We start from the raw sequence: 25,531 nt of genomic DNA on the forward strand, positions 1-25,531 counted from the left end.
ATTTGCGCAAAATAAAGCGCACTATTTACGCAAAGGGCGCAGTGGTTTATGCAAAGGGCACAAAGGGATGAAATGATTGATCACTTATTTTTTCTGCGCGAACAGCCAATCCCACACTTCCGGCTTTCCATAGGCAGGATCCCAGGCCCCGTGCCCCACTCCCGGCAGCTCCGTATAGATCGGGTCGCCCCCCGCAGCCTTCAGCGCCGCTGTCATATCGCGCGACCGTTTAGGTAATACCGTTACGTCCTTATCGCCATGAAATATCCAAAGCGGCGTTTTTGCCAACTTAGGCGCAAAGGCCAGGTCGCCGCCGCCGCAAACGGGTATGGCAGCCGCAAAAAAACCGTCCTTACGCTGCAGGAGTTCCCACGTGGCAAAACCGCCCATCGAAAGGCCGGTGATGTAGATGCGGCGTTTATCTATCTTATTCTCTTTGATCACCTGGTCGATCACTTTCATGGCCAATGCTAACGGCCAGGCGGGGGTTGCGCTCATGGTATGCCCCGGGGCGCCGAAAGGGGTGTTTACCCATACATCGTCGCGCACATTCATCGCCGATGGCTGGTCCGGGCATTGAGGCGCCAGCACATAACAGGGGTACTTTTCCCAGAAGGGCGTTGGACGGAAGCGAAAAAACTGGTAGCGGTTATCGGTACCGCGCTCCCCGTAGCCGTGCATAAAGATCACGATCGGGTAATTCTTGCCCTTATCGATCACCGCCGGTTTATGAAGCCGGTATGGCAGCGTATGGCCGTCTTGCTGGTACGAGTGAAAGGCAAAATCCTTAAATGGCAGTTCCCACTGCTCAAATGGGATGGCCTGGAAATCGTCGGTGCGGAACGGCCCCGCAAGGAGGCCTTCTTTATTTGCCAGGGTACCCGGGGGATTGTCGGCCCAATTATATCTTACGGCTACAGGCCTGGTTACCCCGGGGCTCGACACGATGACCTTGCTACCCCGGATCACCGCATTTGCCCATACGAATTTCTCGTCCGCAGCGGCAATTCCAAAGCCTTTCAGCTCCTGCCCGTTGGCCGTCAGTCCCGAGCCGGTATTGGAAAATGTCAGCTCGATGGTATTACCGGCAATCCTCATCGACCGGTACACCGGCCCTGAATACACCAGCTGCTGGCCGTATGCTACCTTGCGCGCGGCCAGTGCGAGACGTATACCCACATCTTTCTTATTCGTTGGGTGGATATCTGCGGCATCGCCGATATCGGTGATCACCGCCATGCCGGTAGCAGGCAGCGACAGGGTTTTTAACTGCGCCTCGCGCACCCATGCCCAGTTTCCTTCGGCAGGCGCGGTAGCCGGTTTCCGGAAATTAGCCAGCTGGACAAACAGGAAGGGGAAATCGCCCTGTTTCCATTGTGCCCGCCAGTCGCTGATCATCCGCGGGAAAAGCGTTCTATATTCTACCGCCTGCGCGAGCTTGTCGCCGTTGCTCTCGCCCTGGTACCAGATCACTCCCTTAATGCCATAAGGCACCAGGGGCGCCACCATAGCGTTGTATAAATTAGCGGGGGCGCCGAAACCACCATCCGGCGCATTTATCCCCGCTGGTTTTGGTCCCTGAGGGTCCAAATTCCATTTCTTTATCGCTTGCTGGTAAGCTGCCAACTTTGCAGGGTACTCAGCTGTTGCCGTTTCGTAATTCTTTACCAGCGCCTGGTGTGCGTTTACGTAGGTGGTAAATGCCGGCAGTTGCTTTAAACCGGGCAGGCTGGTCCATGCCTGTGCAGGGGTGCCGCCTTTGTAAGTGGCGATCATACCTACCGGGACCCGCAGGTTATTGCGCAGTTCCTTGGCGAAGTAATACCCTACGGCCGAAAAGCCGTGCCACGCCCATTGCGGATCGGCCATGGCTTCGGGCGTGCACACGATCCATTTCCCGTTGCGGGAACCGGCCGCCACCGGCGCAATGTCTTTTTGGGGCTCCAGCGACGAAGCGAACGGAACGAAGAACAGGTGAAGCAAGTCATCTTTGGCGTTCGGGATCCCGGCGGCGCCGCTTTTCTCCGTCTGGATACCAAATTCCATGTTCGACTGCCCGGAGGCGAGCCATACATCGCCCACCAGTACATCACTAAACGTGATAGCGCCCGCGGCCGACCTGATGGTCATACCATACGGACCGCCTGCCGGGTATACATCCAGTTTCAGCGACCAGTTGCCGGCGGCATCAGCGGTGGCGTTAAATACCTTCGACATAAACTCCACGGTGACCGTTTCGCCCGGATCCGCCCAACCCCATACCGGCACTTTCACGCCGCGCTGGATTACCATGTGCTCGCCGATAATTGCCGGGAGCCTGATCTTAGCCAATGCCGGATTAATCACACCGAAGCAGATCAATGCCAAACTGGCAACCTGGATATACAATGATCTTTTAAACATATCGTCAACCTATTTCCTCTGGGGCATTTTGCTGCTGAAAGGAACTTCCTTCCGCAGCATTTTCCCGGCTTCTCCTGTTAACCACAGGTAATGATCAGACGGCTTACCATCCATGCCGATGAACTGAACATCGCCTACGTTTACCGGGGGCCGGTCTGTGGTTTTAAAGATAGCCGTTGCCTCATTTACCTCATCAAACATCGCTACGTACACCATCTGCGCACCTGCCTGGATGGTGGTGCTTACCTGTTGCCAGTAAAAGCGTCCTCCCTGCCGGGGAATGGATCCGGAAGGTTTCACATCGTCCGGGAACTCATACGTGCTCAGGTTATGCCAGCTAAAGCCGGGGGTGATACAAGGTACATAATCGAGGTTATTTTTCCTGCACCAGTCCATATCGCCTGCCAGGAGGTCGCGGTAGCGGTCCATATCATTGTGCAGCAGCGGCGTGAATCGCTGAACGGTCCATGGAAGCACGATATCGGCTTTCCGGAGAATGGTATGCAGGTACGGGTCTTTAATGCAGTCGGCATTCAGGTCGCGCCAGAAAGCCGGTACACCAAGCATCACAGCACAACCGCCGTATTGAGGATCGTTTTTAAGAAAGTTGATCAGCTTCTCGAGACCGATGTTGCGGATATTGTACGGCCTGTCGGGAAAACCGATACCCCAGATGGCCACCACCGGTTTATTGCCCTGGCAGAGATACGTTTTATTACCGGGGCGGTTGGTTACTTTCAACTCGTCGACGAGGTATTTCCAGTCTTCGATGATGGCCGAGCAATCCTCTCCCGCAGCGCGCAGTCCCGAAAGGTCGTACATGACCGCGATGGCGCGGCTATTGTTCGCCGAAGCCTCCAACGCATGCTGCAGCACCACACTGGAGCGTTTACGCGACTCGGGCGTACGTACCCCGCTAAAGAAACGCTGCATAAATACGCCGTCGACGCCGTAATCTTTCATCCACTTAAAGTGCAGATCGACCGTGCTTTTATCGTAAGAGCTGAATAACCTGGCGGCGCTGCCATCGGCGAGCTTAAACGGTGTAGGGTATGTTTTTTCGTATTCCGATACATCTGGCCATAGGTCAATGCCTACCTTTTTCTCGCTGGCAAAGTAATGGCTGAAACCGGAATTGGACCCATCGCCTTCCGCGCGGAACCAGCCCTGGTAGCCGGCCATCACGAGGCCTTTATAGGAAGGGAACAGGGAGGTTTTTGCATGCCGCGTTTGTGCATGCCCGGTAAATAGGGCAAAGAACAACAAGTACAGGGCAAGTGAACGTTTGGTTAACATAGTTTGGTCTCCTGGTTTAGGCAAGGTTATTTCTTTGGCATCGTAGCCGTAAATGGTACTTCTTTACGCAGCATCCTTGCGGCGTAGCCGGCCAGGAACAGGTAGTGGTCTGGTGGCACATCGTCTTCAAACGTCACAAAACTGCTGGCGCCTGCGGGTGGGTTCTTCGAGATCTTGAAGATGGCGGTACCTTCGTCAATTTCGTCGAACATGGCTACGTAGATCATTTCGGCGCCCAGGCTAATGCAGCCCGCCACTTGCTGCCAGAAGAAATTTCCGCGGTTACGCGGTGTTTGGTTAAAGGGGCTCGCCGGCTTCATGTTATGCCAGCTAAAGCCCGGGAATACCACCGGCACATAATCCACTTTATTAAGCTTACACCATTCCAGGTCTGCTTTTATGCCCGCCTGGAAACGGGGGTAGCTGCGCTCATTGTACCTGCCTACCAACCAGGGGTGTATAATGTCGGCATGCTTGCAAACTTCCAGTAACTCAGGGTCTGATATTGCGTCGGCATTCAGCTCGCGCCAATGCGTGGGTACGCCCAGCAGGATGGCACAGTTGCCGTATACCGGATCGTGCTGCAAAAAGTCGATGATCTTTTTGATAGTTACAAGCGTGTATCGCCTCCCATCGTTAAACCCTACGCCCCACAAAGCTACAAGCGGTTTCCCGTTGTGGTACAGGTAGGTTTGGTTGGGCCTGCCGGTAAGTTTCAGGCTGTCGACAAGATTTTTCCAGTCGTTTATCACCACTTCTTCATCGCCTTCGCGCATCCCCGAGAAATCATACATTACCGAGATGGCGCGTTTGTTGGTTTGTGCGGCATCGAGCGCATTGCCGAGTACCCGGGTGATGTGAAAACGTGATTTTCTTTCCTTCAGGTTAGAAACGAATCGCTGCATAAATACCCCGTCGATGCCGTAATCCTTCATCCACTTAAAGTGTAGATCGGTAGTTGAGCGGTCGTGGGAGCTGAAAACGGAGGCCTGCCTGCCTTCTTTATCAAGAAAGGGCGTTTGGTACGTTTTAGCGTATTCAGACACGTCGGGCCACATGTCTACTTTCGTGAAACCGGGCTCGAACTTTCCGCCGAGGGCGAAGTGGGTCCATCCCCGGTTAGCGCCATCGGTGGGGGTGTTAAACCAGCCCTGGTAGCCGGCCATTACCAGGCCCTTGTAGCTTTTGTAAAGGGAAGTACGGGCGTGCTTACTTTGTGAAAACGAGGGTGCGGCGAAAAAGAGGAACGAAAGAAAAAAAAGCTTCGTGATAGGTCTCGACATTGGTTTGGGCACGGTTAAGTACGGTCAAAACTACCAGGCGCAATTAATAATTGATTAATAAAAGGCTAATTTTTGGGGTATAGTTACGTGTGGGTATATTTTTTGGAAATATGTGGTTTTTCTTTTCGCGCAAAAATGATGCACCCCGTCTATTCCTTCCCCGAAGCTTTATAAAACCCGATAGCGGCTAACTGCACCGGTTGCTTCGCTTTTAGCACGGTGAACCGCACCCGGGTGGTCTTTACCAACGGAAACCGCAGCAGCCGCTTATACCCGATGGTGGTAAACTGCTCGATCTTTTGCCAGGCGGCACCGTCCCAATATTCGAGCAGCGCCTCTTCATTGCGCTGCCCATCGGCGATATTTTCTTGGAACATGGCCCTGTCAAAAGAAACCGGCTGCTTAAAATCGATGGTAATGGGTTCTTTATCGTTTAGCGTTACATAGGTGCCGAGCTGTTCGTCCACCAGTTTCTTATCGGCTTTGCCGGAAGCGAGGTTCAGCTTAAACGTTTCGTCCAGGATGTTCCTGAAATCGACCAGGCTCTTTACATCCTGCGCGCCGAGCAGCCCTTTGGGATTGGGCGGAATGTTTAGCAAAAGCAGGCTGTTGCGCCCCACCGACCTATAATAAAGGTCTGCCAGCGCCTGTCCTGTTCTTACGGTCGAATCTTCCTTTGCGTGGTAGAACCAGCCTTTGCGGATAGATACATCCGCCTCTGCGGCCACCCAGTCAGTACCATTGGGGTCGCCTTCATTCAGGTATTTTTCCTGGCCGGCTTTGCCGATGCCCACGGAGGAGGCGTTGATGGTCGACCAGCAGGTAAGCCCGGCAAATCCCTTTTCATTACCTACCCAACGCACGTCGGGGCCGGCGTCAGAAAACAGTACCGCCTTTGGCTGCAGCTCCCGCACCATTTGCCAGTAGCCTTTAAAGTCGTATTCCATGTCTTTGGCGTCCTTGCCTTTTGCACCGTCGAACCACACTTCGTACACCTCGCCATAGTTGGTAAGTAGCTCGCGCAGCTGGTTCTTGTAATAGGCGTTGTAAGCAGCGGTGCCATAACTGGGCTCGTGGCGGTCCCAGGGCGACAGGTAGAAGCCGAACTTTACGCCATATTCACGGCAGGCGTCGGCTATTTCGCGTACCACATCGCCTTTGCCGTTCTTCCACGGACTACTTTTTACGGAGTGCGACGTGTATTTAGAAGGCCATAAACAAAAACCGTCGTGGTGTTTGGCTGTGATGATCACCTGCCTGAAGCCTGTTTCTTTCAGGATCCTGACGATCTTTTTGGCATCGAAATCCACCGGGTTAAAAATCGACGGGCTTTCGGTACCATCGCCCCATTCTTTATCGGTAAAGGTGTTCACGGTGAAGTGAAGGAACGCGGTGGTCTCCATCTGCTGCCATTCCAGCTGGCGCGGAGCGGGTTTTGGCAGGGGTTGGGCCGCGCACGTATAAAAGCTTACCGCTAAAAGTAAAAGGCTGAGCTGTTTCTTCATTGTTTAGTTATTAGTCCGGCATTGTTAAATTGCCGAAGCGGTCTTTTACCGCCGGGCAGCCAGATTCGCGGGAACTTGCCGCCGGCGTGACCCTCTTCCGGGAGCGTTTCACCGGGCAGGCCGGCGGTCGGGCAACCGTCCCCATAAAAAAAGAACACATCAGCCCCGGCTGGACTGATGTGTATTTGCCGTTTCAGGCAGTAGCTGATCCACAACCGGTTAATATTATGCGTGGGTGAGCTTTTCAGGTTTCCTCGACCGCATGAAAAATACCAATCCCGCAAAGGCGATGATCAGGATAATGGGCAGTGTAAGTGTAAAGTTCAGTACTTCCGGGCCGGCCAGGGTATTTGCAGAAGCTAATGCATTGGCTTGTTCCGTACCTGGAGCGGCTGCCTGGTATTCTGCCAGTGAAGCACCCGCAGGCAGGTGTTTTAAGATCAATTCGTCATAACGGCTACCCATAAAAATGGTGTACAGCGACACGGCAAACATGCCGGCCCCACCCATCAGGTTGATGCCTAATGCACCCGATTTAGGAATATTGGTTGCCACGAAGCCAAGCATAGTTGGCCAGAAGTAACATACGCCGATACCAAACACCAGGGCGCCGATATAGAGCATACTGCCTGTTGAATGCCCCAGCAGGTACAACCCGAGAGCGGCGAAAACCGCCGAAAAAAGCAGTACCCCCTGCGGCGCAAGCCGGTGAACTACCGGTCCGGCAAATGCCCGCCCCACCACCATGATACCGGTAGTAAGCGTTAACAGTATTACTGCGTTCGAGATCACGTTCGAAAGCAGCAACCCGATCCATTGCCCGGTAAACAGCTCGGTAATGGCGGTAAGGAACATGCAAACAAACATAAAAATGAACAATGGCGAAACCACCGCTTTATACATATCGCCGGTTGAAACACCGGAAGCCACACGCTCCGTAACCGGGAACTCGAGTTTAGAGAACAGGTAACCGTAAATAAGGGTAGGGATCAGCATCAGGCCCACCTGCACTTGCCACATATCTCCATAGCCGATTTCGTTAAACAGCATCACCACGAGTGTACCGATCACGATACCCCCGGGGAACCATAGGTGGAAATAGTTAAGACGGGTGGTTTTATCATTTGGATATAGCGACGCGACCAGCGGGTTACAGGCCGCTTCCACCGTACCGTTGGCAATACCAACCAGCAAGGTAGAGAAGAAGAGGGTCCAGTAACCGGTGGCGAAGATGGTCAATGCAATGCCAAGTAAATGGAAAACGAACGCCATTACCAATAAGCGCTTCATCCCGATGATGTCGACGATGAAACCGCCGATAACCACGGCCAGGGGGAATCCCCAGAACGCCGTTGCGGTGATGGTGCTTAACTCTGAGGCATTTAGCTGGAACTCTGCCCCCAGCCGGCCCATTATACCGGCACGGATCCCGAAGGAAAGAGAAGTAACTAATAACGCCAGGCAACTCGCCCAGAAAAGCTTAGAAGTTTGAATGTTAGGCATAAGATTGGTTGAAATAAGTTGGGAACAAGATATTAATATTTACGTAAGTAGCAAAGTAACGTTATACGTAAAACCGCCTACTTCTTAATCGCGTCCAGCTCCGCCATCGTCCAGGGAGTTGTTCTGCTTGCGGTGGCGTCGCGCACCTTTTTTACATCGGCCGGTTTTACGGTAGGTGCTTTATTGCCCATGTCGTTGCGTACGTAGCTGAGTACGGAGGCAATATATTCATCGTCGTTACCACCCAATGCCGGCATAATGCTGGGGTACGTTTTTCCGTTCACCGGGCCGGTAAGGCCGTGAAGCACAATGCGGAGCAGTTTCTCCGGGTCGCCGTTAACGTCTTTCGAACCGGCCAGCGGCGGGGCCGGCATGTCTTTTCCGCCAATGGCGATGCCCTTGCCGTCTTCGCCGTGGCAGCTCGCACACAGCGATTTAAAGATCACCGCGCCGTTCGCTACCAGTTTGCGGTCGGTCTCCGCCATCAGGCGTGCATTTCTTTCGGCGAGCTCTTTGGCCGCAATACCGTCGGTATATTTTTTCTGCGATTCTACCAGCAACTGGTTGGTTGGATTGGCGGCCAGCAGGTCTTTAATGATCTTCCGGGCTTTTTCCGACTTGCTGAAACGCATGGTAAGTAATAGCTGGAAACGGACATCGGGACTTGGATCATCCTTCAGGGGCTCCAGCAGGCCGATCAGTCCTTCGTCGCCTTTGCGTACCGGCTCATCGCAGATCCATACCGCAGTTTTGCGCACCTGTGAATCGGCGTCTTTCAAACCGGCGGTGAGCGTTTCGCGGTCGAGCGCATTAAGACCGTTTAGTGTCCACAGCGCATGGATGCGGGCAAGATGGTTGGGGGAGGTCATGGCCATCGTTTTCAGTGCGGGAGCCACCGATTTGTCGGCGCGTACCACCATTAGTTTCTGTGCGGTTTCGCGCCACCAGGCATTGGCGTGGGTTAAATAGGGAACCAGCTGGGCGGTAGGAAGGCTCAGCATCCGCGGAACGGTTTTGTCGCGTTTCATACCATCGTATACCACGCGGTAAATACGGCCGCGACCGATATTCTTGTCGAGGTTCCTGGCGGTGATCTGCGGACGCAGGTAACTTCCCACTTTGGTCCAGGCGCTTTCCTGGATAATGCCGCGGTACATATCCAGCAGGTACAGGCAACCATCAGGGCCGGTAGCGCTGTTCACCGGGCGGAAGTTCATGTCTGACGAGGCGATGAATTCTTCCTTGTTATACGCATTTACTAACGTGATCTTGCCATTGGTATTGATCACCTTCGCACGGCGGATGAGGCGGCCTACAGGTTCACAGATAATGAGATCGCCTTTGAGATCTGCCGGGAGCGTGTTCCCGCGATAAACCGACTGGCCGGTACAGGCGGTAAAATGATTGAGCGTACTATCCGGACGAAGACGGCCCTTGCCTCCCTGCACGTCGGGCGTAGAGATGATGGGCCAAACTGCCTGGAACTCCTGGTCGAACTGGTCCTTAAAATCCAGGCGGCCGTAACCGGGGTTCTGCTGGAAATTAAGCGCGGGCGTTTCCGCACCTGCGGCTGAGAAATACAGGCGGCCGTAATCGTCGTTTGCCAATCCCCATTGCCCTCCGGGACCTTCATGCAGAAACTCCGATTTGATCATGCCATTTTCGTACGCGTAACGCATATTTTCCACTGTCACGTACATCTTGTTATCGAGGTTCCAAACCAGGCCGCTTTTCTGGTGCTCGAGGTTTCCCTTGCTGATCACGTCGTTGCGGTACACCATTTTTTTCTCATCGGCTACGCCATCGCCGTTGGTGTCGCGGTAACTGAATATGTGGTTCGAGTTGGTTTCGTTCACCAGCAGGCGATCGTCGAGTGCGAGGATCATGCGCGGCAGCACCAGGCTATCGATAAATACGATGGCTTTATCCATTTTCCCATCGCCATTGGTGTCTTCCAGGCGCTTCACCGTGCAAATGGGGTTCATTTCGCCCGTCCCGTCTGCGTCCTGCATGTAGGTATTCATTTCTGCCACGAACATCCGGCCGTTGCCATCCCAAACCATGGCTACCGGTTCGTGGATCATGGGTTCTGCGGCCACCAACTGCAGGTGATAGCCTTTTTGGAGGTGTATGGTTTTCATACTTTCCTCCGGGGAAAGGTAGGCCGGAGACGGGTTAAGATCGACGATGATCTTGCCTGCCGCATCGCGCTTAAGCGCCGTTTGCGCTACTTTACAGGCATAAACCGCCAGGGATAGGCATAGGAGACCCATTACCCGTTTCATGTTCCTTTTCATTATATGTGATTTAAATTAGTCTATTTCTTTTTTCCGAGGGCGTATTTAATTCCGCCAAGAAGGTGCTGCAGGTATAAGGGCTCGGCAAAGGATTCGTCGGTATGGCCAAGCTCGGTGTAAAAGGCACGACCGCCATCGTATTCGTGGTACCAGGCCATGGGGTGGTTACCCATTTTGTCCTTACCGGCATCGTAGGTAGTTTCGTCGATGGCAAGCACCACGTGCAGGTCTTTGGCCATCCATTTGTAGTTGTACCATTCGTCTTTGCGCTTCCATTCTGCGGGAAGGTGTTTGGTAGAGATGTGCTTGCCGTCCACCACTTTAATGGTAGCCATCTGCTGCGCAGGATGCGAGGCGAAGTACCCGCCCACCAGGTTGCCGTACCACTGCCATTTGTATTCGCAGTCGGTAGCCGCGTGTACGCCCACAAAGTTGCCGCCGCTGCGGATGTAGTTTTCGAACGCAGCCTGTTGTTCGTCGTTCAGGATATCGCCGGTAGTGCTCAAAAAGATCACCGCTTTATATTGTTTCAGGTTGCCGGTATTGATGTTCTTCGCGTCGGTGGTGGTATCTACCTCAAACTTGTTCTCAGCGCCCAGCTTCCGGATCGCTATCACCCCGGGCTTAATGGAATTGTGGTGGAAGCCGGCTGTCTTACAGAAGACGAGCACTTTCGGGTTCTTCCTGGCAAACCCGGTACCGGCGGTAAAAACAACGATAACCGCAACGGCCAGCAGCCAATGCAATCGTTTGCACAAATTGGGTGTAAGAAGCTTCATGGTTTATTTAGGGGTTATGTTGGTTATGTTAAAGGAACGATTCCGTTACCGGACGTTTGACGTTATACGTTTCTATCCCGCGGTTAATGCGGGCGCAGCCAGGCTACCATAGGTATAACGTCAAACAATCCGCGGCTACTTCAGCGACAAAATATACTTCACCATCTTGGTAGCGTCGGCCTGCGTGATCTGTGGGTGAGCAGCCATAGGGATCTGGCCCCATACGCCGCTTCCGCCGGCAAGGATCTTTTTAGCAAGTATGGTGTAGTTGGCGGCGGTAGCAGGATATTTCTTTGCTACATCTTTATAAGCCGGTCCTACAAGTTTCACATCCACTTTATGGCACGCGAAGCAGTCTGATTTCATCATCAGGGCTTCACCTTCTTTAATATCTGCTGCGGTGGCTGCCTGGGTTGCAGGCTTCTTTACAGGTATTACTTTCTTTTTAGGAGTTTGCGCAAAGCTTCCGGCCACGGGAATAGTAATTAAGGCGATCATTACGGCGCGGAGGATCAGAATTCTCTTCATCAATGTTAGTTTTATACTTTTTGAAAAGTATGTGTGTTTATAATTTCGTTGTGAATCTAGATTTAAAATCTTAAAAATAACTTAATAAATCATTAATTCAATATGAGGCCTGTTGTAACAATTTAGTTTACCAATTGAAAAAGCACTGACAGTCAATAAGTTAACGATTTCGTAAAAATATTATTCTTTATTGATTAGTAAGCTCTTTCATGGTGAACGCCTTTTCCCGGCCTTTCAGCCTGGTGCGGGCGTCGGCTACATCTTTGGCGGTTATGCGGCTGGCATTGTTCTGCCACGATCGGCGGATATAGCTCAGCAGCTGTGCGATGTCCTGGTCCGAAAACTCTTTATTGTTGCCAATCCCGGGCATATCCGCCGTGATCTCGGGCGCCTGGTACAGGTGGCTGTTTACCATAACAGGGCCGGTTAACCCGAACAATACGATGGAGAGCAGCTTATCTTTATCGCCATTCACCCATTCTGATTTGTTCAGCGGCGGAGCCAGCGACTTAATTCCGTTCGCATCGGCCCCATGACAGGTCTGGCAGGTCGAGCTAAAGATCGCCGCCCCGCGGGGGAACTCCTTTTGCAGCAATACCGGGTCGTGGTTACGCCTGGCGTTTTCGATGCTGCGCATCAGGCGGCCCAGGTGTGCATAAAAGATACCCGTGGTATCGGGCACCACCCTGGTCATCTCCCGGCGAAAGGCTGCTTCCCTGTCCTGTAAATTACTGATCACGGCATCGGCCACGAACCCGTTTGCGGGATAGCTTTTCACGAGGGTCTGCAGCAGTTTATCTGCTGCAACTTGATTAAACGGCCTGATCGCGTTGCATGCAAAGGCAATATAGGGTGCGGTATTTACCTCCTTTTTAAGTTCCAGCTTTTGCAGCGCGGCGAGATACAGGGGCGCCGATATTTTAGTAACTACCGAAGGGATCACGCTCAATGCCTGCATTTGTACCGGCCATTCCGGCGAATTTAAGGCCGTCAGCACTTCCGCCGTACGGAGCGCGTGCAGCCCTTCCAGTGTCCACAACGCGTGCATTACCCTGAACTGGTTGTCGTTGCTTTTAAGCGCCTCGCGAAGTGCAGGTATAGCCAGGGGCGATTTGCCATCTACCAGCATTTGCTGCGCGCGGTCGCGGACCCAGCCGTTGGCATCGCCCAGGAGCGCCACCAATTGCTTCGGATCTGCCGGCATCTGCCGCATGACTGCATTTTTTCCTTCGGGAACCACTTTATAGATACGTCCGCACGACAGCGGAACGGACAAATTTCGCTTTGCGATCTCTTTTTTAATATACGGGCTCAGGTAAGTTTTATGCTGGATGATACCGCGGTACATATCCACCACGTATAATGCGCCGTCGGGAGCGTCGTACAGGCTAACGGGGCGAAACCGTTCGTCCTTACTGGCTATGAATTCCCGGCCATTATACGCTTGTGTTCCCTTAATGGTATAACCGTCGTTGGTTAGTATATTCCGCTTGATGAGGTTGGCAGACGGCTCGGCTACAAAGGTGTTCCATTCATAGGCGGGGCCGAATAAGCCGCCGCGGTAAACAAGCGGTCCGCAGGCAGCCGTAAAGTTCACCAGGCGAAGGCTGTCGTCGAGCACGCCGGGCAGGTAGCCACGGTTTACGCCGGTAGTTGGGCGCGCCGGGTACACCCGGTTATCGCGTACGACGTTTTCATCGAAGCCCTGCAGGTCGGTAAAGTTCTTGTTGCCCGAGCCCAGCCCGGGTGAGAAGTAGTCGCCGCGCAAATTCGTCGAGTTATCGTTCGAATAGAGCCGCCCGTAATTATCCTGCGAAATACCCCATTGGCCGCGGAAGTGCGTACGCTCCATTACCCAGCGATCGCCGTATTTCCGGTACCGCTTGGTGGATTTAGCGTTATAGATCCAGTTATCGAGCGCGCGGTACAAGCCGTTCGGCTGATGCTCTACGTTACCTTCCTCGGTATAGAGCGGATCTACCAGCACGCGTTTACCGGCTTTATCGCCGTTAAGCGGGTAATACCATAAATAAGGCGGCTCCGCCACCAGCACGCCTTTCCCTATGAGACAGATCGCCCTTGGCAAACGCAGCGAATCGATCACCACTTTACGCTTGTCGGCTACCCCGTCCTTATCGGCATCTTCGAGGATCACCACTTTGCCGCTCGGCTGATCTTCGCCGGTGCCGAGGGTATCGGGCATGTAACCCGTCATTTCGATCACCCACATGCGGCTGCTGGCATCGAACGTCATGGCTACCGGGGTGCTCACAATGGGTTCCGACGCCACCAGCTTCACTTCGAAGCCTGGTTCTATTTTAATTTTAGCCATACTTTCCGCGGGGGTAAGTACGGCGGCGCTGCCGACATCCACCGTATCGGCATATTTAACCGGTTTGGCAGCCGCTGCGGCCTGCGCTACCGGAACAACAGCCGGCGTTGCGGGCGCCGCGACCGTGGCGGCAGGTTTCACTGTGTGACATTGGTGCAGCGTAAAAATGGTAAGGCCCGTAGCTGCATACACCAGGCTCTTTTTGGATAACAATTTCATACCGAACGCATATTTTTAGTCAGCAGGTGAATAATTCCCCACGCTACCAAATAAGTAAGACCGCAGATAATAAACAAAATATTATAACCTGCCCCGATGTTTCCCAGGGCTTTGTAATAATCCAGTAACCATCCCACCAGGAGCGGGAAAAACGTAGAGCCGATCGATCCGGCCATCCCGCCGACCCCCACCACAGAGCTCACCGCCTTTTTAGGAACGATATCCGAAACGATGGTAAAAATATTCGAGCTCCACGCCTGGTGCGCCGCAGCGGCAATGCTGATGATCAGTACCGCCGTCCACACATCGCTGGCGTACCGTGCCAATATAATGGGCGTTACCGCGAAGGCCGCCACCAGCAACGCGGTTTTCCTGGCCCGGAGCGCTACCCATCCTTTTTTTATAAGGAACGACGAAAGGTAACCTCCCGCGATACTGCCAACGGTGGTTGCGCCATATACCACCATGAGCTGCAGGCTCGGTTTTTTAAGATCGAGGCTAAATGTGGTAGAAAAATACGAAGGCAGCCAGAACAGGAAAAACCACCATACGGGGTCTGTTAACACCTTGCCGATAATAAATACCCAGGTTTGCTTTAACTTGATGAGTACGCCCCAGCTAAGCGAGGTGTTGTCGTCAGCAACTACCGGCTCCGGGTCGTGGTGGATGTAATTAAACTCTTCCTTGCTGATCTTCTTATGCTTTGAAGGGACCTCGTAAAACAGCCACCAGCAAATAAGCCAGATAAAACCCAGCGCACCGGTGATCAGGAACGCTTCTTTCCACCCGTATAAACCCATGATCCACGGCACCATAACGGGCGCCACCACCGCTCCGATGCTCGTGCCCGAGTTAAAAATGCCGGTAGCCAGCGCGCGTTCCTTTTTCGGGAACCATTCCGCTACCGCTTTTACCGCGGCCGGGAAGTTACCCGCCTCGCTAACGCCGAGCAGCGATCTCACCACGCCAAAGCCGAACGTACTTTTTACCGCAGCGTGTAATATAGCGGCGATGCTCCACACTACCACAGAAACGGTATAGCCTACTTTCGAGCCGATCTTATCAATGATATTGCCAAAGATGAAATAGCCTATCGCATAGCTCGCCGCGAAGGCCATTACGATATTGGCATAGTCCAGCTCGGTCCAGTTAAACTCTTTTTCGAGTGTCGGCTTCAGCAGGCCGATCACCTGCCGGTCGATATAATTGATAGTAGTGGCCAGGAAAAGGAGGCCGCAAACTACCCAACGGTAATTGGTTGAGGGGGGCGAGGGGTTGGCGACGGGACGTTGGAGGTTTGGATACATAATTTACGTGATCGGTCTCGGATTTATCCCGGGTCCCAGGTTAGTTATGAATACGAATGTAGAAAATTGTACAGGAGAAGTTTTTATAGTATCGGAACCGTTACTTCCGCGCCCTTGCGCGCTGCGGAAACGTAACCGGCATAAATGGTAGAGATCACGTCTGCGGCCAGCTGGCCGTTACTTTCCACCGGTTCGCCAAAAGCTGCCGAGCGGTAGAACGCATCCATCTCGTGCTGGTAGCCGGCAAACCAGCCTTCATCGGGCGAAATGGACGACCAGCCTTGCTTGGTTTCGGTTTTTTCGACCACGTACACGTCCCGGAAGTGTTTCCCGTCAGGGGTGTACGACTGCATGGACGTATTGGGGTTTACCTGGCAGATGGTGCGGTGATTGCTGGTGTTTACTTCCAGCCAGTTATGTACGCCGCCCATCACCAGCTCGCTGGCAAATACATCGGCGATGGTACCGTCTTCGAACACCACGTGCAGGAGCGCAAAATCTTCGGTATCCTTATAAGTAGTTTTCAGGTAGCCCTCATCCTGGTAGGCCGGCATGCGCGTAATGGCATGCGTGCGCGCCGAAATGGTTTTGGGACGGATAGGGTTGCCGGTGCGTGTGCGTCCTTCCACGTGCTTCAGGTAAATGGCTGCCGCCAGGGGATGACAGCCCTTCCCGATCATAGACCCGCCACCGGAGAGCTTCCATTGCCCGTAAGCCAGCGAGTGCGAACCTGAATGCGACTGCTCGCCATGCATCCAGAGCACCTGCGCACCGGTTTTTTGCAGGATCTCGCGCTCCTTTTGAATGGCCGGCGCATAGATCCAGTTCTCTGCGTACATGATCAGCCCTTCGCTTGCCTTTTCTGCTTCGAGCATGTTGCGGATACTGGTGAGCGTAGCCTCCAGGCCCTCTTCGCGGGAGAACGTATCGCCGTTGAACGCTTCGGTGCCATCCCCAAAATAGCCGGTAAAGGGTTTTTCTACAATTACATGCTTGTTCTTCCTGAGGGCCGCTACCACGATCGGTTCGTGCGTCACCGGCGGCGTACACACATGGATCACATCCGATGCGTCGATCAGCTCCTCCAGCGATTCAAAGGCCTTGAGGTTCCGTTGGGAGGTAAATTCACGCAGGTTGTCCGCCGAAGGCGAATAAGCACCCGCTACTTCGACCTTTACGCTGAAAACCCGCTGCAAGGCATCGTAATGGAACCTGGCCGCAAAACCCGACCCGACAAAACCGGCAAGGAGTAGTTGTTTGTTCATCTTTATAACGGTTATACGCAGGACGTAATTGCTACTTCGAAAGCTGCTTCATATACGCCAAACTGACCGGCACCTGCTCTTCCGATTTTTTGCTTTCGTCTTCAATATAGAGGAATTTTACGGAAGACTTCTGCACGGCGCGGAGCAGTTCGTGGATGTTGATCTGTCCCTGGCCCATAGGAACGTTCTCTGAGCTGCCTTTTGCACGGTCTTTCAGGTGCATCAGCTTAAAACGTTCCGGGTACTTTTTAAGGTACGCCACCGGGTCGTAGCCAGGCACGAACACCCAGAGGATATCCATCTCGAAGGAAACATATTTAGGATTTGTTTTTTCGACCAGGTAATCGAACAGGGTACTTCCCGGGAGCAGGTCGCCGGCAGGCTCGAACTCCGGGCCGTGGTTATGGTAGCAGAACGTGAGGCCATTTTCGGCCAGGATCTTACCGAACGCGTTAAAATCGGCCACCGCCTGCTGCATGATCGGGCCGTCGATCTTATCCTTATGCGGGATAGAGGCTATGCGTACGAACTGTGCACCAAGCGTTTTGGCTGTTTTGATCACGTTCTCAGGCTTTTTCATATCGCCGTAGCCGACGCCCAGCGAGGTGCAGCGGATACCGCGGGCATCCAGCAGGGCACGAAGCGCTTCGGGCGTTTGCCCGAATAAACCGGAAAACTCCATGTTGGTAATGCCCATGGCTTTGATACGGTCGAGCGTACCGGGCACGTCTTTGGCCAGGGCGTCGCGGAAAGTGTAGGAAACCGCACCGGGGGTTTCTTTAAGAAGCGCGGAAAAACGTTGGGCGAACGAGGCGCTTGCAACGAGGAGGAAAAGGATGGTCAGGTTACGTGTTTTTCTCATGTGTATGGTTGAGTACCCGGGCGCGGGCCCGGGGTGTAATTTACTTATTTCTGCTGGATCTTGATCGTGCAGTATAGCACGAAATCGCCGCTGCTGGGAGCATCAACAGGGGCTGTTGCATTTGTCAGGGTATTAAAATAGGTATTTGCCGTTGTTTTTATCAGCCCTTTTCGTCCGTCGCTCATCACAAAGCCATATACCTCGTTAAAGCTGAGCGGCCCTATCGCCGTTTTGCCTTCGGCCTGGATACCGGCAGTTAATGCCGCGAACTCGTTATCGTGCGTTAAGGTGCCGAAATACTCAGGCGTAACCCTGTTAGGCCCGGAAATATTATCGAGGCGCTTAAAGTAAACCGTTCTGAGCGGCACACCCGATGCCTGCGCCATTGCGGCCATTTTGTTCACGGTTTCTCTCATTTGCACCACTTTAATGTCGCTCAACTGGTTGTTACCTGATGCGCTGAACTGGTTGCCTGCAAGGTCGCCGGTTTTATTTACAAAGGTGGCATTGGCATAGTTAACCGCAGGATTGGTGGTAACCACCGTCCAGGTCATGTTGGCGCCACTGGTGGTTAAATTTAAGCCGAGAGCGGTGTATGCCGCTTTATTGGCGTTCACGAAATTGGTTGCGGTGGTGTTAAGGTTGGTGGTAAAAGTTACCGGCCTGGTTAAGCCTGCCGCTGTAATTTCGCCGCTGCCGCTGGTTCCTACCAGCTGCATCACTATGGTGGCAGAGCCCGGGTAAGTATGCGTGAGCACGGGTATATTGCTGGGCGACACCAGGTAAAACTGGCCGACCGTAAGCGCCGGGCTTGTACTGGCGAACCTCGGTCTGAAACCCACGAAGTCGATCTTATCTACATTGGCGTACACATCTTCGGGCACCCAGCCGAGATCCATAAACAGCTCCGTAGAATAGAACGGCGCACGCCGGTTGCTCAGGCGTACGTTGGCTTCTCCCCTGATACCGCTTACGATGTTAAAGTTGTCCTGTGTACCGATACCGCGCTGCACCTTATAAGCGAACGGCAGGTCGAGCACCCGGAGCGGCTTCCCGCTGGTACTGCCTGCTTTTATTACGGTGAAACTATGGGAGATGATGCCCACGTAATTATCTTCATTCTGGAAATTGAACGAAAGTGTTACGTTCGATGCCGCAGGTACCAGGGGATCTATGCGGTAGGAATAGTACACCGTAACGTTCTTTAAACTGGTAGTGAACTTCCCGGTAGCGTCAATGGCATTTTCGGGCTCCGTTTTCAGGACTTTCGACAGTTGGGAAACCGCATCAGACGAAGAGCTGACGAAGAACTTCGTTAGCGGCTTCTCCGTCGTTACGGTAAACTTGTAAACCACATCGCTGGCTTGTTCGTAGTCTTTCAGCGGCCCGACGATCACGGAGGTTCCGCCCACCGTTACGGTATCCTTTGCCACATCCATAACCACCAGGGGTTTGGTTATTTCGGCAGTATCATTTTCCTTGGTGCAGGCGTACAGCAACGCTCCCGACAGGATGAAGATGAGATATGATAGTTTTTTCATTTCTTTCGTGCTATTGATTAATTCTTTTTATAAACAGGGAGGTACCAGTTTGCCGGATTCATTAAACGGGCCCTTACCTCGGCTTGCCTGGAGGCCGGATATTTTTTAGCTACCGCATCGGCAAGCAACGCAGGATCGTTGGCCTGTTTGGCGATCCGTACCAGGTCGAACCACCGGCGGCCTTCGAATGCGCATTCCATGGCGCTTTCCTGGATCAGGAACCTGGCCACCTGTTTCTTTGCAGGCTCGGGACTGCTGAAATCGATTTTAAACGGCGCCACGCCGACCCTGTAGCGCGTACTTTTGTATACGTAAGCGTTGTATGAACCTCCGTTCATGGTAAGCAACGCCTGGCTGGGCACGCCCATGTTGTTCATGATCTCGCAGGCCAGGAGGTACATCGGCCCGTCACGGTAAACGTTAAAGAAAGCATCATTGTCGGCGTATTTGTCATTGATCAGCGGGTTTTTAGGAACTCCCCTGCTTTTCATCAGGAACTTAAACATCAGGGTATCGCGCCCGTCCACGAAATAAGAGCCTTTTTCGCCGCGGATGTAATCGCCATACCCGCCAATTATCGGGTTCCCGTCCGGGTCGAGCACTTCCAGCGGACCGTTACCGGCGTTATACGATTCGTTGATATAATATCCCAAGGCCGGTGTGATCTGGTATTGCTGAAGCATCATCGGGGCGGAGGTCCAGTTCTTAATGGCGATCGAACTTGGTTTTAAAGCGTACTGACCGCCGTACTTGTTATTGGTCCACTTCATCAGGCTGTTTGTCTGGTTCTTGGTAGCGTCAAAATTGATCGCCATCACTACCTGCCGCTGATATTGGTTACCGTCGCGCCGGCTCTGCCCGCTATCCCAGTTCACCCATTGTCCCTGGAACATCCCGAACACGTTCAGTGCGTCGCCACCACTCGATGGGTAAACCCCAAAAGGCTCTATTACACTGATGATCTCCCAGGCTTTGTTATAATTGCCATCGTACAGGTACAGTTCAGCCAGTAAGCACCGCCCGCTCAGGTCGCGGAACTGGCCGATGGTAAGCTGGAAATCGTTCCCGGTACCGAGGAAATCGGAATTGATCGTAAGGATGGTGCTGAAGTTATCTTCAGCGTCCTTCAGGATCTTTTTAATGATCGTGGCGCTCTTTTCCGGCGCCAGGTTGCTAACCTGTTCCGCTTTGGTAACGGTACCGGTAACATAAGGTACGTCACCCCAGATCTTTACCAGCTGCAGGTACGTCCATGCCCTTACGTAGTACACTTCGGCACGGTTGGAAAGGTATACCGCCCTGTTATAATTTACCGGGTCGGCACGAAGGATCTGGTCGAGCCCGTCGAGAGCCCGGTTACAGGCTAGGATCAGCCTGTAAAATTTGGTGTAATCGGCATAAGGATTCGACGCGGTTACCCGGTTCTCGGCGAACTCGGTGATATATTTGTCGGCCCCGCGGGCGGCAACCGCCAGGTCGCCCTGGGCCTCGCCTGCAAGAAAGATCTGGTCAACGAGCGGCAGCATTTGCGCATACAGGCCGTTAACGGTGGTAATGGCGTCGGCTGCGGTCTTAAAGGTATTTTCCTCCTGCACATATCCTTCGGGCTCTACGGTGAGGTACTTTTTACAGGAAACGGAAAGGACCATCACCGTACTCAGAAAAAGCATGTAGTAAAGTCTTCTTTTCATCTTATTAAGATTTTAAGTGTTAATCGGTTAGTTGTTATAGCCCCAGCTTAAGGCCAAGCATGAAAGTCCTTGATTGCGGCACATTGCCAAAATCATAGCCCCTGGAAAACGAATTCTGTCCCACGGTTACTTCAGGATCCCAACCCATATAGTTGGTAACCGAAAATAGGTTGTAGCCGGTAAAATAGAGTTGCGCCCCGCGCAGGTAACGGATCTGCTTTTCTTTAAACGTATAACCCAGCGTGAGGGAGCGCATTTTTAAGTACGACCCGTCTTCTATATAATGGGTAGAGGCACGCCTGTTCCGCAGCGGGTCGCCATAGGAGGTTGCCGCAACATCCGTTCTGTCGCCCTGCGCCCGCCAGGCGTTCAATACACGCACGGATTGGTTCTCATAAGCCATCCCGTTCTCCAATTTTGCCCGAAGCACGTTCAGCACGTCGTTTCCATAAGAATAACCGAAACCGGCATTCAGGTCGAACCCATGCCAGGCGAGGTTGGCGTTAAGGCCGCCAAATAATTCGGGGTTCGAATTCCCGATAACGGTCATATCCGCATCGTTCAGGATCTTATCGTTGTTCAGGTCGGCGAAATACATATCGCCTGCTTTATAAGGCGCGCCGAGCTCGTTCAGCATACCCGAAGCGTTCGCCTCTGCCGTGGTGGCAAACACGCCCAGGTACCTGTAGCCATAGATCATCCCGGCAGGTTGTCCTACTTTTGCGATAGAAGTATAACCGTTTGTACCATCAGTTAGCGAGGCGTTGTCAGGCAGGCTTACGATGTTGGTTTTGTACCTGGCCGCGGTAGCGCCGACATTCCATATAAAACTGCCGGCATGTCCCCTGGCATTCACGCCCAGTTCGAAGCCATGGTTGCTGATAGTTCCCTCATTGGTCCAGTAAAACGACTGGCCGTTCGCTCCCGCGATGCCTTTAGGGACCAGCAGGTTCCCGGTACGGGTGTTAAAATAATCCGCCCGGAAGCTTAACCCATTTTTCAACACCGACAGATCGGTACCAAGATTAAAGGATCTGGTGGTTTCCCACTGCAGCGTGCTGTTACCAATTGAGTACAATGACAGCCCGGTGTAGGGCCCGTTAAATACTTTCCCAAAAAGAGAATACTGCGCGTTTAATGGGATATCCTGGTTTGCGGTAACCCCGTAAGAGGTGCGAAGGTTAAATTCGCTTAAGAATTTCAAGCCAGCCATCCATGGTTCCGATTTCACCTTCCAGGTTAAGCCGGTATAAGGTAGTAAGGCAAACGGCACATTGCCGATATGGATCCCGGAGGCGGCGTCTTTCCCGAATTTCGAGGAGCCGTCCAGTCTTGCGCCGATCTTAAAGAAGAATTTCTCGCGGAAGGTATATTCGCCGTTCACGAAGGCCGACAGGTTGTTATATTTTTCCTCGATACCCCTGGCATTTACCCGGGTACCGTCGCCCAATCCCTGGAAGGCATCGTCTGTAGAATGGCGCGAAAACCCGTAAGCGCCGGAATACTGCGCCATCTCGAGGTTATACCCGCCAAACACCAGCATCCTGTTGGTAGTGTTCAGTTCTTTTTCATAAGTAAGGGTATGTTCGAAAATAAGCGCCTGGCGGTTCGTGATCTGTTCCTCGGAGGTGCGGTCGAAACGAATATCGAGATTCGATGGCACGATGGCGTTAGACGGCGTAAAACGATCTTCCTGCAGGCTCCGGCGGTCGAGCGTTACGCTCAATTTCGACCGCAGGTCCGGCGAAAAATTGTATTGCCCGTATACGCTGGAAAAAATCCAGTAGTTGTTCACCTTATTGGTTACGTCGTTAACTACGGCGATCGGGTTACTCAGGTTTTCGTAAGATGGCAGGGAGTAAAAACTGCTGTAAACGCCCGGGCTGGTTTGTACGAACGGCGACAGGATCGCAGGCTTAACAAGGCCCAGGTACAATGGATTTACCCGTTCTTCGTAACCCTGGTCCATGAGGCTCTTGTTGTTCTTGTTGAAGGAGACACGCGTGCCGGCGGAAAAGTTCTTGAGGATCTTAAAATCCAGGTTGAACCTGGAGGTCAGGTTAGCCGCGGAGGTACCCTTAACCGTTCCCGCGAGACCTGTGTATCCTACATTAAATGAATATTTCGATGTCGCGTCCCCGCCTCTCAGGCTCAAGTGAAAATCGTGGTTCATGGCATTCCTGGTTACTTCCTTCTGCCAGTTAGTGTTATTGGTATAAGGCAGGTAAGCCGCGCTGCCGGGGTCCATTCCAAAAAACGGGAACGTAGCGGCGATCTTTTGCTGATCGAGGCCCTGGCTGTATACTTTGCCCGATAAATAAGGCAGGTATTCGGCGGAATTCATCATGGGCAATTCCTTAAAGCGGTTAGATAAAGAACTTTGATAGGATACATCCAGGAAAGTTTTACCGTTGGTACCGCCTTTGGTGGTGATAGCGATCACGCCGTTTGCCGCCCGCGAACCATAGATACCTGCGGCGGAGGCATCTTTCATAACCGTTACCGACTCGATATCTTTAACATTAATATCTGAAAGATAATTGTACACGTTTCCGCGTGCCAGCGAATTGTCAAGCACTACCCCGTTCACCATCACCCCGTCTACCAGTAACAGCGGTTCGTTGGTTGTGTACAGCGACCGTACGCCGCGCATGTTGAATTTCATTCCTTCTCCGGGTACGCCGGAATAAGCGTTGGCCTCAAGACCCGGAACAGCCGCCTGCAGCATTTGCGGAATATCCCGGTAGCGGTCATTCGTATTCTGTACCACCGTATAAGCGCCGTTCAGGTTCCGGGTATTCGCGGTGTAATAAGGGAGCCTGACGATCGATTCACCGGTATTGATCCCCTCGGGAACCAGTACAACGGCTACCTGGTCCCGTCCGTTCAACGGCACCTCTATGGCCTGGTAACCCGGGTAGGAGACCACCAATACGGCATATAGCGACTTCGCTTCGGCCGTAAACTTGCCGTCATCTGCCGTGCTCGCACTGCGCAGGGTGCCTTTCACGCTGATAAGCGCGCCTTTTACGGGTTTGGAGGTCATATAATCGACTACCGTACCCTGTACCTTTAACCATTCCTGGGCATATATCGCCTGCGACAATAAGGAGAGTAAGATCAGGGAGTAAAAAAATCTTAACATATCATTTAATTTAAATGGGTTAAAGCGCATCGACGGGGATAAGCCTGATAGTGTTCATATTTATTTTGTACTGGTTGGACGACTGCGGGCTGAAGGAAGCGCAAACGATGGCGAGTTTGACGGGTCCGTTAGCCGCAACGCTGATGTTTCCCAGCTCTACATCGATGCTGATGTTCGACTGGATGGTATATAGCCCCGAAAGGTTGATCCCCTGCTTTAGCGCCTGCGTGCCGTAAAAGGTATTGATCACGCTTCCGCCGGCGTTGATGGGCACGGTGCGCAGCACCACCTTGTAAAGTCCGCTGGTAACCAGCGGGATGGTGTATTCGATCTTACCGCCGAAATTGCCGAAATCGAACTGGCTGAACCGGTCGAAAACATCGTTCACCCCAGCGTTGGTAAAGGCATTGGTTGTTTTTGCGCCCAGTGTAGGCGTAAAGGGATAGATGAGCGGAAACCTCGGATCATACATAAAAGTTTTGCGGTAAACCGAACCGGGCAGGGTTACATCATTAATTAAATAGTACTTGCCGTTACTCGCAGTACCGGAAGACTGCACCTGGGCAGATGAAACCGTAAACTGGTTACCGCTTCTGCTGGTGAATGAGGCCGTTCCGGAGACCGGCGAGGTGAGCAATCCTTTGAAGGCGATGTTGCGGAAGAGGTAATCCAGTACAATGAGCGAGTCGCCGCGGTATTCGGCGTTCTGGCGGAAGTAATAATCGCCAACCGTCACTTCCGGATGTGCGCCGGTGATCCGGGGAATGACCCACGCCTGGTTGTTAAGCCTGGCGGCGAGCATACGGTCCCATACTTTAAGTATGACTTCGTTGGTAGGGATGAAGAAGGTGGACTCTTCGCTCTCGTCGAGCATCTTCGTCAAGTTCACGTATTCCGAGTTCTCGAGGTACTTGTAGGGTGTTTTGTAGATGGGCACACCTACCGAATCATACTTGAGAATAATGTTATTCACCGGGTCGAACGTCCTGGTGTAGCTGGCTTGTATGTAACTGTAAAACAGCGAGGTATTGGGATTCCCGGCGATCACGTCATACAACGTAGGAGAAGCCGTGATCGCCGCGGCGGCTTTAAATGCCAACCCGTTAACGGCTTGCGTCCCGGCGCCGGTTATGGCAATGTTATTGGCAGTGATGTTGCCCCCGGCCTCTGCAAACCGCACGTATTTACCAGAAAGTGCAGGGATACGCATCCCGTTAAGGGTTTCTCTCCGCATGGCGGAAGGGAAAATGTGCATCCCGATCAGTTTCCTGAGGGCGGGCGTCCTGGCGCTGGTATCGATACCTGTAAAGCCGCCGTTCCTGACGGCAAACACCGTAAACAAGTCTTTTCGCGAAAGCACGGAATCATAGCCTGTCTTTTTTAACAAGCCCACGAACTGGGTAAGCTCGGGATCGGTCTTCAGGAGATCAAGCAAGGTCCCTGAAGCCAGGTAGGCGGGCTTTTCGTCGTAAAGGTCCCATTTCTTATTACATGACCATAGGGCCAGGAAGGAAAACAGGGCCAGAACCGTTAATTTAATAGTCTTCATTTAGCTGGTTTTTTCATTTAAATAAT

16 protein-coding genes are annotated in these 25,531 nt (G+C 52.8%); all 16 read right to left on the reverse strand.

Annotation, left to right across the window (positions count from 1 at the left end; translation table 11 throughout):
- Window positions 1-84 precede the first annotated feature (84 nt).
- Window positions 85-2,403, reverse strand: coding sequence for a sialate O-acetylesterase (locus GS398_RS20250; protein ID WP_160908638.1), 2,319 nt, complete (start codon window positions 2,401-2,403; stop codon window positions 85-87).
- 9 nt (window positions 2,404-2,412) lie between these two features.
- Complete coding sequence (locus tag GS398_RS20255) at window positions 2,413-3,699, reverse strand: glycoside hydrolase family 99 protein (protein WP_160908639.1); 1,287 nt, start codon at window positions 3,697-3,699, stop codon at window positions 2,413-2,415.
- Window positions 3,700-3,725: 26 nt separating this feature from the next.
- Window positions 3,726-4,982 (reverse strand): glycoside hydrolase family 99 protein, encoded by a 1,257-nt coding sequence (locus GS398_RS20260; RefSeq protein WP_160908640.1) that lies wholly within the window; start codon window positions 4,980-4,982, stop codon window positions 3,726-3,728.
- 149 nt (window positions 4,983-5,131) lie between these two features.
- Window positions 5,132-6,487: an alpha-L-fucosidase gene (locus GS398_RS20265; RefSeq protein ID WP_160908641.1), complete on the reverse strand. Its 1,356-nt coding sequence runs from the start codon at window positions 6,485-6,487 to the stop codon at window positions 5,132-5,134.
- Between the two features lie 225 nt (window positions 6,488-6,712).
- The gene (locus tag GS398_RS20270; RefSeq protein ID WP_160908642.1) at window positions 6,713-7,990 is read right to left on the reverse strand and encodes an MFS transporter; all 1,278 of its coding nucleotides are present in this window, start codon (window positions 7,988-7,990) and stop codon (window positions 6,713-6,715) included.
- Between the two features lie 77 nt (window positions 7,991-8,067).
- A complete protein-coding gene (locus GS398_RS20275) occupies window positions 8,068-10,287 on the reverse strand; it encodes a DUF7133 domain-containing protein (protein WP_202406151.1) in 2,220 nt (739 codons plus the stop codon).
- A 20-nt stretch (window positions 10,288-10,307) separates the two neighbouring features.
- Window positions 10,308-11,066, reverse strand: a complete 759-nt coding sequence (locus tag GS398_RS20280; protein WP_160908643.1) for a ThuA domain-containing protein — start codon at window positions 11,064-11,066, stop codon at window positions 10,308-10,310.
- 135 nt (window positions 11,067-11,201) lie between these two features.
- Complete coding sequence (locus GS398_RS20285) at window positions 11,202-11,594, reverse strand: c-type cytochrome (protein WP_237488263.1); 393 nt, start codon at window positions 11,592-11,594, stop codon at window positions 11,202-11,204.
- Between the two features lie 187 nt (window positions 11,595-11,781).
- Complete coding sequence (locus tag GS398_RS20290; RefSeq protein ID WP_160908644.1) at window positions 11,782-14,145, reverse strand: DUF7133 domain-containing protein; 2,364 nt, start codon at window positions 14,143-14,145, stop codon at window positions 11,782-11,784.
- Complete coding sequence (locus GS398_RS20295; protein ID WP_160908645.1) at window positions 14,142-15,452, reverse strand: MFS transporter; 1,311 nt, start codon at window positions 15,450-15,452, stop codon at window positions 14,142-14,144. The genes GS398_RS20290 and GS398_RS20295 overlap by 4 nt, the downstream gene beginning before the upstream one ends.
- Window positions 15,453-15,535: 83 nt before the next feature.
- A complete protein-coding gene (locus tag GS398_RS20300) occupies window positions 15,536-16,717 on the reverse strand; it encodes a Gfo/Idh/MocA family protein (protein ID WP_160908646.1) in 1,182 nt (393 codons plus the stop codon).
- 31 nt (window positions 16,718-16,748) lie between these two features.
- On the reverse strand, window positions 16,749-17,579 hold the full coding sequence (locus GS398_RS20305; RefSeq protein ID WP_160908647.1) for a sugar phosphate isomerase/epimerase family protein: 831 nt from the start codon (window positions 17,577-17,579) through the stop codon (window positions 16,749-16,751).
- A gap of 44 nt (window positions 17,580-17,623) precedes the next feature.
- Window positions 17,624-19,120, reverse strand: coding sequence for a hypothetical protein (locus GS398_RS20310; RefSeq protein ID WP_160908648.1), 1,497 nt, complete (start codon window positions 19,118-19,120; stop codon window positions 17,624-17,626).
- A 17-nt stretch (window positions 19,121-19,137) separates the two neighbouring features.
- Complete coding sequence (locus GS398_RS20315; RefSeq protein ID WP_160908649.1) at window positions 19,138-20,811, reverse strand: RagB/SusD family nutrient uptake outer membrane protein; 1,674 nt, start codon at window positions 20,809-20,811, stop codon at window positions 19,138-19,140.
- Window positions 20,812-20,845: 34 nt separating this feature from the next.
- On the reverse strand, window positions 20,846-23,956 hold the full coding sequence (locus tag GS398_RS20320; RefSeq protein ID WP_160908650.1) for a SusC/RagA family TonB-linked outer membrane protein: 3,111 nt from the start codon (window positions 23,954-23,956) through the stop codon (window positions 20,846-20,848).
- Between the two features lie 19 nt (window positions 23,957-23,975).
- Window positions 23,976-25,505, reverse strand: a complete 1,530-nt coding sequence (locus GS398_RS20325; RefSeq protein ID WP_160908651.1) for a fasciclin domain-containing protein — start codon at window positions 25,503-25,505, stop codon at window positions 23,976-23,978.
- Between the last annotated feature and the right edge of the window lie 26 nt (window positions 25,506-25,531).

The organism is Hufsiella ginkgonis (assembly GCF_009834915.1).
Classification (GTDB): domain Bacteria; phylum Bacteroidota; class Bacteroidia; order Sphingobacteriales; family Sphingobacteriaceae; genus Hufsiella; species Hufsiella ginkgonis.

Coding starts and splice junctions, on each gene's coding strand:
- GS398_RS20270 (WP_160908642.1), bottom strand. CDS start 7,990: ATGCCTAACATTCAAACTTCTAAGCTTTTCTGGGCGAGTTGCCTGGCG.
- GS398_RS20285 (WP_237488263.1), bottom strand. CDS start 11,594: ATGAAGAGAATTCTGATCCTCCGCGCCGTAATGATCGCCTTAATTACT.
- GS398_RS20255 (WP_160908639.1), bottom strand. CDS start 3,699: ATGTTAACCAAACGTTCACTTGCCCTGTACTTGTTGTTCTTTGCCCTA.
- GS398_RS20275 (WP_202406151.1), bottom strand. CDS start 10,287: ATGAAAAGGAACATGAAACGGGTAATGGGTCTCCTATGCCTATCCCTG.
- GS398_RS20280 (WP_160908643.1), bottom strand. CDS start 11,066: ATGAAGCTTCTTACACCCAATTTGTGCAAACGATTGCATTGGCTGCTG.
- GS398_RS20315 (WP_160908649.1), bottom strand. CDS start 20,811: ATGAAAAGAAGACTTTACTACATGCTTTTTCTGAGTACGGTGATGGTC.
- GS398_RS20250 (WP_160908638.1), bottom strand. CDS start 2,403: ATGTTTAAAAGATCATTGTATATCCAGGTTGCCAGTTTGGCATTGATC.
- GS398_RS20325 (WP_160908651.1), bottom strand. CDS start 25,505: ATGAAGACTATTAAATTAACGGTTCTGGCCCTGTTTTCCTTCCTGGCC.
- GS398_RS20290 (WP_160908644.1), bottom strand. CDS start 14,145: ATGAAATTGTTATCCAAAAAGAGCCTGGTGTATGCAGCTACGGGCCTT.
- GS398_RS20300 (WP_160908646.1), bottom strand. CDS start 16,717: ATGAACAAACAACTACTCCTTGCCGGTTTTGTCGGGTCGGGTTTTGCG.
- GS398_RS20305 (WP_160908647.1), bottom strand. CDS start 17,579: ATGAGAAAAACACGTAACCTGACCATCCTTTTCCTCCTCGTTGCAAGC.
- GS398_RS20310 (WP_160908648.1), bottom strand. CDS start 19,120: ATGAAAAAACTATCATATCTCATCTTCATCCTGTCGGGAGCGTTGCTG.
- GS398_RS20260 (WP_160908640.1), bottom strand. CDS start 4,982: ATGTCGAGACCTATCACGAAGCTTTTTTTTCTTTCGTTCCTCTTTTTC.
- GS398_RS20320 (WP_160908650.1), bottom strand. CDS start 23,956: ATGTTAAGATTTTTTTACTCCCTGATCTTACTCTCCTTATTGTCGCAG.
- GS398_RS20295 (WP_160908645.1), bottom strand. CDS start 15,452: ATGTATCCAAACCTCCAACGTCCCGTCGCCAACCCCTCGCCCCCCTCA.
- GS398_RS20265 (WP_160908641.1), bottom strand. CDS start 6,487: ATGAAGAAACAGCTCAGCCTTTTACTTTTAGCGGTAAGCTTTTATACG.